Source organism: Mucilaginibacter sp. UR6-11 (assembly GCF_020880695.1).
In the GTDB taxonomy this organism is placed as follows: domain Bacteria; phylum Bacteroidota; class Bacteroidia; order Sphingobacteriales; family Sphingobacteriaceae; genus Mucilaginibacter.
In genome coordinates, this window is sequence record NZ_JAJIWO010000003.1 from 221,725 (window position 1) to 235,067 (window position 13,343).

Consider the following 13,343-nt stretch of genomic DNA (forward strand, 5'->3'; position numbering starts at 1 on the left):
CCAGGTTAATTTAAATCCAAAATCGAAATTCCGAAGTCCGAAATCAATCAATTTTTCTCCCCAAACGCCAAATCCCCCGCATCCCCCAACCCCGGTACGATGTATGATTTGCTGGTCATTTCCTCATCAACCGCGCAAACCCATATTTTGGCTTTGGGCAGGTTGGCGCGCAAATGCCGGATGCCTTCTGTACTGGCAATCACTGCCGCAATATGCAGGTTGGCTATTTTATAGCTGGCCATTAACTCCTTACAAACATCAACAATACTCTGGCCGGTGGCCAGCATGGTATCGCATAAAATAAAAGTTTTACCGTCAAGGTTTGGGGCCGATATATGGTCTATCCGTATGGTAAAATCGCCAGACCGCTTAACCTTACGGCAGGCGGTTATAAAAGCCGACTCGGCCTGGTCAAAGTAATTTAAAAATCCCTGGTAAAAAGGCAGCCCGGCCCGTAGTATCGTACCCAGCACCGGTACATCTGCAGGTAAATTAAGGGCACAGATCCCTAATGGCGTTTGTATCTCGGCCGGCGTATATTTCAATGTCTTGCTTATTTCATAAGCCAATATCCCGCCCAGTTTCTCCTGGTTATGCCTGAAGCGCTGCTTATCCTGCTGGATATTTACATCACGCATTTCGGCTAAAAAACTATTGGCAATGGTGTTGGTTTTATTAAGAATGAAAAGCATAGGGGTGAAGTTTAGCGGTTAGTTAATCAGGGGTTATTAGCACCATATAAATATAATGAATTTGGCGTTTAGATTATACGTCTTTAATATTCTTGTTACTACTGACATAAGGCTGTCATTAACGGGCACTACTTTTGTTTAGTTAATAAAATGTAAAACTATGCCTGTGCTAATCAACTAATCTTCAATCTTCAATCACTAATCTTCCAAAAACCGTATTTTTACATCACCAATGGATTTCAAATTAACATCTCAATACAAACCCACCGGCGACCAGCCCGAAGCCATCAGGCAACTGGTTGAAGGTGTAAATAACGGCGATCCTTTTCAAACCCTGCTGGGGGTAACCGGCTCGGGTAAAACGTTCAGTATTGCCAATGTGATACAGCAAACGCAAAAACCTACGCTGGTTTTAAGCCATAATAAAACTTTGGCTGCGCAGCTGTATGGCGAGTTTAAGCAGTTTTTTCCGGAGAATGCGGTTAACTATTTTGTATCCTATTACGATTATTATCAGCCCGAAGCTTTTATACCTACCACCAATACCTATATAGAAAAGGATCTTCAAATAAACGAAGAAATTGAAAAACTGCGTTTACGCACCACCTCGGCCTTAATGAGTGGCCGGCGCGATGTTATTGTAGTGTCGTCCATATCCTGTATTTATGGTATGGGGAACCCGGAGGATTTTGCCAACTCGGTATTTAAATTCGCGGTGGGCACGCGCATAAGCCGCAACGCGTTTTTGCACCGCCTGGTTGAAATATTATACTCGCGCACCACAGCCGATTTTAAGCGTGGTACTTTCAGGGTTAAAGGCGACACGGTTGACATCTTCCCGGCCTATATGGATCATGCTTACCGCATCTCTTTTTTTGGTGATGATATTGAAGAACTAAGCACCTTTGACATCGGCACAGGCAAAACGGTTGAGAAGATGACCCACATGGTGCTTTACCCAGCCAACCTGTACGTTGCCCCGCGCGAGCGTTTTACCCAATCCATCTGGGCCATACAGGAAGAGCTGGAAACCCGCAAAAAGCAATTTATTAACGATGGCCGTTTCCTGGAAGCCAAGCGGTTAGAGGAACGAGTTAATTACGACCTGGAGATGATCCGCGAGCTAGGCTACTGCTCGGGAATTGAAAACTATTCGCGCTTTTTTGATGGGCGCGCCCCGGGCGCACGGCCGTTCTGTTTACTGGATTACTTCCCTGAGGATTACCTGATGGTGATCGATGAGAGCCATGTAACCGTTCCGCAGATCCGCGCTATGTACGGTGGTGACCGCTCACGTAAGATCTCATTGGTTGACTATGGTTTCCGTTTGCCTGCGGCGATGGATAACCGCCCGCTAAACTTCCAGGAGTTTGAACGCCTGGCGCCGCAAACCATTTATGTAAGCGCCACGCCCGCTGATTTTGAACTGGAAAAATCGGGAGGTGTAGTGGTTGAACAGGTGATACGCCCAACCGGCCTGCTTGACCCGATAATTGAAGTGCGCCCGGTAATAAACCAGGTGGATGATTTGTTGGATGAGGTAGATAAAATTGTGAAACAGGGCGACCGCGTGCTGGTAACCACCCTAACCAAACGCATGGCCGAAGAACTGGCAAAGTATATGGACAGGTTGGGGATTAAATGCCGCTACATCCACTCGGAAGTTAAAACCCTGCAACGGGTAGAGATCCTGCGCGATCTGCGGCTGGGTGTTTTTGATGTACTGATAGGGATTAACCTGTTGCGTGAAGGACTGGACCTGCCGGAAGTGTCATTGGTAGCGATCCTTGATGCTGACAAGGAAGGCTTTTTACGCAGCGAGCGTTCATTAATACAAACCATAGGCCGGGCCGCGCGTAACGACCGCGGGCGGGTAATTATGTATGCTGATAAAATAACCGACTCGATGGCCATCACCATAAGTGAAACCACCCGCCGGCGCGAATTACAGATAGCTTATAACACCGAACATGGTATAACACCATTAACGGTAGGTAAAACCCGCGCCGAAATTATTGAACAAACATCCGTAATGGATTTCCAGGACGGGGTGCAAAAAGCATACGTGGAACAGGATACGATCAGCATGGCAGCAGATCCTATCGTGCAATATATGTCTAAGCCCGATCTCAAGAAATCGATAGAGAACACCAGGAAAGAGATGCTGGCAGCAGCCAAAGACATGAACTTCCTGCTTGCTGCCAAACTGCGCGATGAAATGTTTGCTTTGGAGAAAATGATGGAGGAAAAGTTTAGTTAAGCATGTACTTTGTTGGGGTAGTTGTTATGACACTTCTTTGATGTAACAAATACTATCGCACATTTGTCTTAATAACAACTAAAATCATAACCAAACAATTTTGTCGTTATAATATTATATTTGTACGCTTTAATTAAAAAGAATTTATCAAATGGAAGGATTAATCCGTTTCCTCTTTATTGCAATAGGAATACTATATATAGTAAGGGCCATTATGCGCTGGTTAATACCAATGCTTTTTCAAAGCGTGGTTAACAAGGCGCAGCAACAACATCAGCAGCAACAAACCAATTATAACAGCAGCCAAAAACAGCCCACCGGCCGTATAAAAGTTGATTATGTGCCCGAAGACCGAAAAAAAGGCAAGTTCCCCGACAGTGAGGGCGAATTTGTTGACTACGAAGAAGTAAAATAAAAAAACCTAAATGGAATCAACCGGCGAAATATTTAAGCGCAGGCGTAATCATAACAATACGCCAAAATACGCTTTACTTATCATTGCCAACTACGTGGTTTGCTGTACCCTGTTTACGGTTGATGCCAAGATCAACTGGTTCTTTTTACTGACTATTGCTCTTTTAATCACTTACAATTATTTCAACATCCGCAGAAATATCGAGGAATTTACCAAACCGGTAATAATTGCCTATGTAATAAGCTGGACAGGCATTTTATTCCTGTTTTATATTGCCCACAACCAACTCTGATAAAACCTTTCAAACATATAATTCCTATTGTCAGGCAATTTTCTATTTTTGAGCATTAATTTATTATCCATAATAAACAACTCAGATGAATAACTGGTTTAAGCGCAACGGCATTCACTTCGCCATCGCCGGAATTTTTATAGTGATATGCTTTTTATATTTCACACCTGCTTTCCAGGGAAAAACATTAGGGCAGGCGGACGTTACCGGCGCCCAGTCCTCGGCAACAGAAATTGACGCTTATAAAGCCAAAGACACTACTATTTTATGGACGAACCAGATATTTGGCGGCATGCCGGCCTTTCAGCTATGGGCGCCTTACAAGGCTAACGTAACTACGCATGTTATCCATGCTTTAAAAGTAGTATTCCCTAACCCTATTGACACAGTTCTGATTTTTTTATTGGGCACTTATTTTCTGTTCATCGTATTAAAGTTGAACCCCTGGCTATCGGCAGCAGGCGCCATAGCTTTTACCTTTTCATCCTACAATATAATTTTACTGGTGGCGGGGCACTCTAACCAGGCCTATGCAATAGCCTTTTTTGCACCTATACTGGCCAGTATAATACTAACCTTGCGTGGCAAATACATATTGGGCGGAGCACTTACGGCGCTTTTTCTTACGATGGAGATCAGGGCCAACCATATACAAATGACTTATTACCTTATGCTGGCTATCCTTATTTTAGCGGGCATTGAATTATATCACGCCATAAAAGCCAAAAACACCGCGCCGTATTTAAAATCATTGGCATACCTGGGAGGGGCATTATTATTGGCAATAACCGTAAATGCGTCAATACTTTGGAGCACTTATGATTATGGTAAAGAAACGATAAGAGGACAATCAAACTTAACCCAACATACAACTGAGCCAAGCAGCGGACTTGCCAAAGACTATGCCTATACTTACAGCCAAAGCGTTGGCGAATGTTTTACATTTTTAGTGCCCAATGCTTACGGTGGCGGCAGCTCGACCGAAATGCTGGATCAAAATTCTGAAACAGTGAAGGTGTTTACAGCGCGCAATGTTCCGGAAGATCAAGCCATAAGATTGGCTAACCAAATTGGCGGCTTCCCGGGCATGGGCACTTACTGGGGCACTAAACCCAATACCAGCGGACCGTTTTACTTTGGTGCGGCTATTTGTTTCTTGTTTATATTTGGCTTGCTGGTTGTTAAAAACCGCGTAAAATGGTGGTTGCTGGCTACCGTTGTTTTAACCATGCTTCTTTCTTTTGGCGGCAACTGGCCTTATGTGTCCGATATATTTTTTAACTACTTTCCGCTTTACAATAAATTCCGCACGGTAGAATCTGTACTGGCGGTCGCAGCCCTGTGTTTCCCTATACTGGCGTTCCTGGCTATTAAAGAGGTTATTGAGGCTGCTGACAGCAAAGAGATTTTTAAAAAGCTTAAAATTGCCCTGTATATAACCGGCGGCCTGCTATTGGTACTGATAGCGTTGCCGGAAGTATTATTGAGCTTCAGATCAGCAGAGCAGGCAAATGGCGTACAGGCACTTGCGCAGGCGTTACAAAACGATACCAACGTAGCTACAGCAGTATCAAACGCTATTGTTAAGGACAGGCTGGCCCTTGAACGTGCGGACGCTATACGCTCCTTATTATTTGTCCTGATTGCTTTTGCAATACTATGGGCATTTATCAAACACAAAATAAATGTTACTGTATTATCAATCAGCTTTTTGGTATTGATCTTAGTTGATGTATGGCAGATAGACAAGCGCTACCTGAAAGATGAAAACTTCACAGAGAAGCAGGAATCGAACAAACCCCAACCGCGGGTGGTAGATCAATTCATCGCCCGGGATACCGATCCTGATTTCAAGGTATTTGACAGTACTGTATCTCAAACCTATGATTTGGTAAATCCGTTTTTCCATAAGTCGTTTAGCGGATATTCGGCGGCACGTTTAAAACGTTACCAGGAAATATTGGATAATCAATTCTCAAAAAGCATCAATCATGACGTTTTAGATATGATGAATGTTAAATACATCATCACCCAGGACCCAAAAACACAAAGTCTTAATATGCAGGTAAACAACACCGCCTGTGGCCATGCCTGGTTTGTGCAGCATGTTAAATATGCAAAAAATGCCGATGAGGAAATGGAAGCCATCAGCAGTTTCGCACCGAAAGAAACAGCCATCATTGATCAGAAATACAAAAGTCTGATTGATGAAAAATCATCATTGATAGATACCAACGCGACGATAAAACTGGTAAACTATAACCCGGACCACATGACTTATCAAAGCAGCTCAACCACGTCGCAAATTGCGGTGTTCTCTGAGGTCTATTATAACAAAGGCTGGAAAATGTATATTGACGGTGTTGAAACCCCGTACTTCCGTGCCGACTATTTGCTACGTGCCGCCCAAATACCGGTTGGACTGCATAAAGTCGAATTTATTTTCCACCCGGTATCGTACTACGCCGGCGAGGATATTTCATTAGCCGGATCTGTATTGCTGATACTGGCATTAGGTTTTGCCGGCTATACCGAGAATAAAAAGAAACCGACAGGTAAGAAAGCGTAAGCTAATGCTCACTAATAAAAAAAGGTGCTGAGTTTTACTCAGCACCTTTTTTTATTAGTCCTTATCATTATAATGACAAGGGCTTAATCATTAGTCCTTCTATTCCTCAACCAATACCATCCCAGGTTAAAAGCGATTACCGCATGGTTAAACAGGGTTGGTAACAACCCATAATGCCGTTTCATAATATCAAACCGCTCGGCCAGACTTTGCCGGTGTTTTAATTTTGACATGCCACCCACCTGGTACCTGGCAACATATTGATTTACATTGACAATGCGCTTAGCTTTTTTAACCGCACGTAGTATCCAGTCGATATCCGCGCTTAACTGGTACCGGGGGTCATACGGTTCAACCAATGATCGTTTAATATAGATAGCCTGGTGGCTTACACTCATGCCGTATTTAAAGCTTCGCCACGTAAAATTGGCCGGGGCTTTATGGCGGCGGCGGCCAAGGCTCCTTCCCTCCTCGTCTATCATTTCAGTTTCGCCATAATAAATATCGGCATCAGGCGCGGTAGCAAAAACGTTTGCCACGGTGTCGTCTGCATAAAACTCATCTGCCGAGTTCATGAAAAGCACGTAGTCGCCCGTCGCCGCGGCCAGGCCTTTATTCATGGCATCATAAATACCTTTGTCTTTTTCGCTGATGAGTTTGGCAACGCGGCTTTTATATTTTTCGATGACCTCAAGCGTGCCATCGGTTGACCGGCCGTCTATCACGATATATTCAATGCCCCGGTACGTCTGGTTCAATACCGAAAGCATGGTACGCTCAATATACTTCGCGTTGTTATAAACAATCGTAATTACAGATAATATGGGCTGTGCGGCTTTCATTTATTAAAGATGGATTGATACAGGTTGATATATTGCCCGGCAACATTTTCATTGGTATAATTATCCAGTACTTTTTGGCGGGCGCCGGCCGACAGTTCTGCAGCGTTAACTGCGTTAAGTATTTCGTGCAGTCCTTTGGCCATATCGGTGGCCGATTTAAACCCGGCCAGGTAACCGTTTTGTTGATGATCTACCATTTCAGGTATCCCACCGGTATTAAAAGCCACAACGGGCGTGCCGCAGGCCATTGCTTCCATAATGGTATTGGGCAAGTTATCTTCTAAAGATGGTGTTACAAACACATCAGCCATGCTGTAAATATCAGCCAGCTCATCCTGCGAACGGATCAGATTTAACTCATGTACCTTAAAGGGCAGCCGGCTCACATCAAAATGGTTGTTCTTACCAAATATCACAATTTCGGTCTTTTCGCTCTGCGGATAACCGGCTTTCAGAATATGTAAGGCCTCAACCAGATAGCTTATGCCCTTGCGCCTGTCGTTAATGTTTGCGGCGCCAAACAAAATTATTTTAGCTGACGGGTCGATGTCGCGTTGCCTGCGTGCCGCCGCTTTATCCTTCGGCAAGAAAGTGTTGATGTCAATCGGATTCGGGATCGACTCGATCCTGAAATCTTTCAAAAGCGAACTTTGCTTGGCAACGCCGGCCAGCCACCGGCTGCAGGTAACGAAGGTTATGTTTTTTGCCCCGGCATATAAAGCGGCCTTGCGCAGCCAGCCGCTATGCGAGATATCATTGTCACCTGCATCGCGTAAAAAAGGGCAGTTACCGCATTCATTTATAAAATGATTACAGGTGCCCGAGTAATGGCAGCCGCCGGTAAACGTCCACATGTCATGCAGGGTCCATACAATGGGTTTACCGGTATCAACCAGTCGTTTCAGATCGGCTATGGATAAAAAGCCGGAGTTTGTCCAGTGAAGGTGGATGATATCAGCACCAGCGACAAGCGGATTTTTAACAATATCCGTACCCACGTTAGCAGTTGAGAAAGCAAACCGAACCGATTTGTCTTTTTCATGAAAAAGTATGAACGGGATCCGCTCGCGCAAAAAATCTAACTGCGCTTTTAATTTGGTTACGAAGCTATTAACAATCGCGGTGACATGTTCATCGCCGGTTTTTTTGTATTGAACCAATAAGCGGGCATCAACATTTTGTCCGGTTAAGGCCTTTAAAAGGCGCAGGCAGGCAGCGGGTGCGCCGCCACCGGCATCAGACGTATTGATGAGGCTTATTTTCATTGTCACAATTATAATAATAAAATGCCGAATGCCGTGGGCTAACTCCGCGGGTTGAGGGGGCCCCTTTATTACCCCATTTTCTGTCACATATTCCGCCGAAAAATTTTACTTTTGGTTATTCAATAAACAAACACCCAAAGCATTAAACAGGCATGAGCTATTTATTTCAGGATTGGCAATCAAACCGGAGAAATTTTAAGGGGCAGCTGGTGATGTTTATGTTCAGGCTGGTATCGCTCATTAACCGGTCGATGGTTACCAAGGTGATCTTTTTTCCGTACCTGATGTTTTACCGGTATCTGGTTGAATGGGTTTGGGGGATTGAATTACCGCGCAAAACCACGGTGGGTAAGGGCCTGTCGCTATATCACGGGCAGGCGCTGGTAGTTAACCTGGGGGTTGTAATCGGCGACAATTGTGTATTAAGAAACTCAACCACCATCGGCCATAAAAAACAAGCCGACGGCACATTTGGCCGTTGCCCGCGCATCGGCAATAATGTTGATATCGGCGCCAATGTGGTGATTATCGGTGATATTGAAATTGGCGACAACGTAATTATTGGCGCCGGATCAGTAGTAACCAAAAGCATACCGGCTAACAGCGTGGCAGTGGGTAACCCGGCCAGGATATTAGCACCAAAAGATAAATTATAAAAATCAGGCTACAGCATTAATGGATAATAACTTAACCGACCGTTCTTTTTGGAAAGCATTTTGGGAATCAAGACTGGGCCTGATATTCAACATTAAGCGTGATTATATTTTTGGTGATATACTGGGAAAGATCAAAGCGCAAAAAGGTGCACAAACAGCTATCGAGCTGGGCGGTTTCCCCGGTTATTACGCTATCTACCTGAAAAAATATGAGAACATGGACACCACCCTGTTTGATTATTTTATCCACCCGGGACTGATAAACGAATTACTGGAAAAAAACGGTTTAAAACAAGACGACATTAAAGTAATTGAAGCCGATCTGTTTACGTATAAGCCAGTTGAACAATATGATATGGTATTGTCCTTTGGCCTGATAGAACATTTTAAAGACACCAAAGCGATTATTGAAACGCACCTGCCGTTTTTAAAAACCGGCGGCACGCTATTTATAACCCTGCCCAATTTTAAAAGCATCAATGGCTGGGTGCAGCGTAAATTTGACCTGGAGAATTACAATAAACACTATATTGAATGCATGGACCCTGCTCTGCTTGCCGACTGTTGCAGGCAATTGGGTTTAACCGAAGTAGAATCATATTACTACGGTAAATTTTCGATGTGGTTGGAAAACAAGGGCACGCAATCTGCCCTGGCAAAAGCATTTGTTAAAAGCCTGTGGTTTGCCGGTAAGGTTGTAACTAAGCTGGTTCCGTTTGAGAGTAAGGCGCTGTCGCCCTACATTGTGCTGAAGGCAACGAAATAACAACCGCGGGGCAAAATGTTTTGCGTCTCCGGCTTATCAATTTATAATACGTTTTAAAAGACCAATATATTATGAATACCAATCGGGCCAAACTGTTATTCCTGTTCTTCTTTATGATCTGTTCTGATCTGTTTGCCCAGGAAGCTAAGCTACCTACGGCATGGACCAGGGCTGCTATGACCGCCGCCGTCCCTTTCCCTGACTATCCAAGGCCGCAGTTGCAGCGCCGGGATTGGCTATGCTTAAACGGCCAATGGGATTACCGTGGCGGTAAAAACACGGCTGACGCGCTCGCTCCGGAAAAATCGATCACTTTTGATAATGTGACAGAAAAAATCCGGGTGCCCTATTGCCCTGAGTCTGTATTATCCGGCATACAGCGTGGCCAGGAAATTAATATGTGGTACCGCCGTAGCGTAGAGATCCCCGCCGACTGGAAAAACAAACAGGTCATCATTCATTTTGATGGCGTTGCCCATCATGCCACTTTATTTGTTAACGGCCATAAGGCAGGCTATCACGAAGGAAGCTATGATGGCTTTAGTTTCAACATTACCCCATATTTAATAAACGGTAAAAATACACTTGTGGTAGCGGTGCAGGATTTAAATGACGGCCGCGTGCCGTCGGGCAAAAGCGGCCCGCGTGGCGATTATACTTTTTGCTCAGGTATATGGCAAACCGTATGGCTGGAGCCTGTTAATAAAAACTACATACAGAATATCCGGCTGCTGCCCGATTTGGCCAACAGCCGCTTAAAAGTATTGGTGAACACCAGCGGCGGTGGAAAAGTGACCGCCGTAGCTCTGGATGGGAATAAGGTAGTTTCAGAAACCGAATCGGTCGGCGGTACTTATTTTTACTTACCGCTAAAGGCGCCTAAACTCTGGTCGCCTGATGAGCCTTTTTTGTATGATCTGAAGATCAGCCTGGCAGATACACATGGCGGCGTTGCAGACGAGGTAAAAAGCTATTTTGGCATGCGCGATATTAAATTAGGCAGGGTTAATGGTGTTAACCGGCCATTAATCAACGGCAGGTTTATTATGCAGCTCGGCTTGCTTGATCAGGGTTACTGGCCCGATGGCATTTTAACAGCCCCAACAGAAGAAGCGCTTAAATTTGATATCCAGTTCACTAAAAACGCAGGCTATAACCTCATCAGGAAACACATGAAGACCGAGCCGCAGCGGTTTTATTACTGGGCTGATAAATTAGGCCTGTTGGTTTGGCAGGATATGCCAGCCATTTGGTACCAGAATGAAGATACCCTAAAAACCCGCAAGGAATTCAGGAAAGAATTAAAAGCCATTATAGATGACCATTATAATTCGCCTTCTATCATCACCTGGGTACCTTTTAATGAAAACTGGGGCGCATTTGATGTTAAAAATATAACCGATTGGGTTAAACAGTACGATCCGTCAAGGCTGGTAAACGGCAACTCCGGGTTCAACAACAACCCTGACTATCAAAAAGCCTATGGCGATCCGGGGAATGGTGATTATGTGGATACGCATATTTATGTGGGCCCCAACGGGGCTTCAAAACCGGACGAGCACCGTGCGGCCTCCTTGGGCGAATTTGGCGGTGTTGGCTTGTTTGTGAGGGGCCACATGTGGCCGGTAGAAAACGATGCCTATGCCTATGAACCAACCAAAACACGGTTAACCGACAGGTATGTGCTTTTACTAAACCAGGTAGAACAACTGATGAAGTACCGGGGCCTGAGCGTAGCTATCTATACGCAAACTACCGATGTGGAACACGAAGTAAACGGCGTATTGACTTATGATCGCGCCGTTGAGAAAATGGAGACAGACCGGGTTAAAGCGGTAAATGAAGCGGTTATTAAAGAAAGTTATAAGCTGGTTCCGGTTGCAGTAAAGTAGGCGCTAGTTCTTAGCCCCGCGCTTTATTTTCCATTGCTTAAACAGGCGCATGCCCCTTTGCATGAGCGTACCCTTGCGGTTTTTCAGAAAGCGCTTAATGGCCTGGTGCGCCTGGGCGTTCTCTTTGATTTCCTCCGGGAATTGGATTACCGGCTGTTGGGCCACGCTAACCCCGTACATGTTTTCGATATTTGAATGCACCCCGGTACCATCATGCCCTATGTTATGCACCAGTGAGCGCGCAGGATTGAGCGTAAGCCCTCCTTTTAAGAAAATCGACGCATACCACCGGATGGCCCACGAATTGTTTCTGCCGGCCTTAAACTCCTCCATTTGCTTCCAGAAGTTCATGGTATATTCTATCGAAAAATCATATTTCTTTTCCAGGTCAAACTGCGCCATCAATTTGTCAATATCCGGTTCAAAATCGCGCCAGGCACGCGCCCAGGTGGCCCAGCCCCAGCTGGTGGCTATGCGGTAAAAAAAAGTATCGGGCAGGGATTTATCATCCAGCTCATACATGTAGGCGCCGATATGCATTACTGCATCATCGTTTTGATACCGGGTTAGCCCTTCGTTAAAATACTGCAGGGTATAGGGCGACGAGATCAGGTCGTCCTCAAATACAATGATCTTTCCAAACTCGCTCACCAACTGGCTTACCCCCATTATGATTGAATTGGCAAGCCCCATGTTTTCCTTACGGGCAATCAGTTTAACCGATTTAAAACCGGTAAGCCCGTCAATTAATGCCCTCACCTCGTCAACTTTTGCAACGTCAGCAGCCGTTTTCGGCCCGTCAGAAAACACAAATAACGCCGAGTCGGCAGCTAACAGGTTCTGCTGCAGCGAGGCCAGGGTACGGCGCGTATGGTCGGGGCGGTTATAGACAAACAGGGCTATGGGCGCAAGGTTCTGCATTAAAATATCTCTGGTTGATGGTCTGCTTTTCTACACAGAACGGTATAATAATTAGCAAATTGTTCTTCTACCTTTTTACCAAATATAGCAGCCGCGAGCTTTTTTATCGAGTGTTCCAGGTCTATTTTAAAAGAAGTTAAAAAATTCCTGGGCTTTTTCAGGGTATTGAATGTATAGAACCTGGTTACTTCGGGCGCTATGGTATCCGTCAGATCCTTTACCACTTCAAATCCTTCCGTCAGCAACAAATAACGGAGTGAGGTTGGCGTATAAACATTAATATGCCCGTAAGCCAGGAAATGTTTAATGCGGCTGTCCACCCCTGCCCGGTAATCGCGGGGCACTTCAATCAGTACCATTTTGGCAACACGTTTCAGTTCGCGCAGCAGTAACCGCTCATGCTCAACATGCTCCAATACATGGGTAAGGATGATCAGGTCCATGCTGTCATCTTCAAACGGTAAATGATAGCCGTCAAACTCCTGTACAGATTTTATGGCGGCTATGTTTCTTTCTTTTATCCGCTCCACTCCGCTTGCAGACAGCTCAACCGCGTGTAACTCGGGCGCAAAACCGCGTTCGGCCAGCAGCTTTAAAATTACGCCGTCGCCTGCACCAACTTCCAGCACTTTATCAAAAGTATATCCTTTACAAACGGCTAAAATATGCTCAACCTTATATTTGGCGCCCAGCATGCGCCAGGTTTCATCATTATTTTCATAATAATGATCATAGGCTGTTTTAAGATTTTCGCTACTGTTAACTTCCTGCAT

Annotated in this window: 12 protein-coding genes; 7 read left to right on the forward strand and 5 right to left on the reverse strand. The window is 45.0% G+C overall.

Annotated features, from left to right (window positions below):
- Positions 1-47 precede the first annotated feature (47 nt).
- On the reverse strand, positions 48-692 hold the full coding sequence (gene upp, locus LJ658_RS09880; RefSeq protein ID WP_230546335.1) for a uracil phosphoribosyltransferase: 645 nt from the start codon (positions 690-692) through the stop codon (positions 48-50).
- Positions 693-924: 232 nt separating this feature from the next.
- On the opposite strand from upp, the gene uvrB reads away from it, so the two are divergent.
- The 4 genes from uvrB (at position 925) to LJ658_RS09900 (ending at position 6,228) form a co-directional block, all read left to right on the forward strand.
- Entirely contained in the window at positions 925-2,952 is a 2,028-nt protein-coding gene (uvrB, locus tag LJ658_RS09885) for an excinuclease ABC subunit UvrB (RefSeq protein ID WP_230546336.1), read from the forward strand.
- Positions 2,953-3,103: 151 nt separating this feature from the next.
- On the forward strand, positions 3,104-3,367 hold the full coding sequence (locus LJ658_RS09890; RefSeq protein WP_230546337.1) for a DUF4834 family protein: 264 nt from the start codon (positions 3,104-3,106) through the stop codon (positions 3,365-3,367).
- Between the two features lie 10 nt (positions 3,368-3,377).
- Complete coding sequence (locus LJ658_RS09895; protein WP_230546338.1) at positions 3,378-3,659, forward strand: hypothetical protein; 282 nt, start codon at positions 3,378-3,380, stop codon at positions 3,657-3,659.
- Between the two features lie 85 nt (positions 3,660-3,744).
- On the forward strand, positions 3,745-6,228 hold the full coding sequence (locus LJ658_RS09900) for a hypothetical protein (RefSeq protein WP_230546339.1): 2,484 nt from the start codon (positions 3,745-3,747) through the stop codon (positions 6,226-6,228).
- 83 nt (positions 6,229-6,311) lie between these two features.
- Here LJ658_RS09900 and LJ658_RS09905 read toward each other — a convergent pair whose 3' ends face one another.
- Both LJ658_RS09905 and LJ658_RS09910 read right to left on the reverse strand, forming a co-directional pair.
- Positions 6,312-7,070 (reverse strand): glycosyltransferase family 2 protein, encoded by a 759-nt coding sequence (locus LJ658_RS09905; protein WP_230546340.1) that lies wholly within the window; start codon positions 7,068-7,070, stop codon positions 6,312-6,314.
- On the reverse strand, positions 7,067-8,335 hold the full coding sequence (locus LJ658_RS09910; protein ID WP_230546341.1) for a glycosyltransferase family 4 protein: 1,269 nt from the start codon (positions 8,333-8,335) through the stop codon (positions 7,067-7,069). The genes LJ658_RS09905 and LJ658_RS09910 overlap by 4 nt, the downstream gene beginning before the upstream one ends.
- Before the next feature lie 152 nt (positions 8,336-8,487).
- On the opposite strand from LJ658_RS09910, the gene LJ658_RS09915 reads away from it, so the two are divergent.
- From LJ658_RS09915 to LJ658_RS09925, 3 genes are all read left to right on the forward strand, one after another.
- Entirely contained in the window at positions 8,488-8,991 is a 504-nt protein-coding gene (locus tag LJ658_RS09915) for a serine acetyltransferase (protein ID WP_230546342.1), read from the forward strand.
- A gap of 19 nt (positions 8,992-9,010) precedes the next feature.
- Positions 9,011-9,757: a bifunctional 2-polyprenyl-6-hydroxyphenol methylase/3-demethylubiquinol 3-O-methyltransferase UbiG gene (locus tag LJ658_RS09920; RefSeq protein WP_230546343.1), complete on the forward strand. Its 747-nt coding sequence runs from the start codon at positions 9,011-9,013 to the stop codon at positions 9,755-9,757.
- Positions 9,758-9,828: 71 nt separating this feature from the next.
- Positions 9,829-11,649 (forward strand): glycoside hydrolase family 2 protein, encoded by a 1,821-nt coding sequence (locus LJ658_RS09925; RefSeq protein ID WP_230546344.1) that lies wholly within the window; start codon positions 9,829-9,831, stop codon positions 11,647-11,649.
- Positions 11,650-11,652: 3 nt separating this feature from the next.
- On the opposite strand, the gene LJ658_RS09930 is transcribed toward LJ658_RS09925, so the two are convergent.
- Both LJ658_RS09930 and LJ658_RS09935 read right to left on the reverse strand, forming a co-directional pair.
- The gene (locus LJ658_RS09930; RefSeq protein ID WP_230546345.1) at positions 11,653-12,570 is read right to left on the reverse strand and encodes a glycosyltransferase; all 918 of its coding nucleotides are present in this window, start codon (positions 12,568-12,570) and stop codon (positions 11,653-11,655) included.
- Positions 12,570-13,343, reverse strand: coding sequence for a class I SAM-dependent methyltransferase (locus LJ658_RS09935; RefSeq protein ID WP_230546346.1), 774 nt, complete (start codon positions 13,341-13,343; stop codon positions 12,570-12,572). Before LJ658_RS09935 ends, LJ658_RS09930 begins: the two co-directional genes overlap by 1 nt.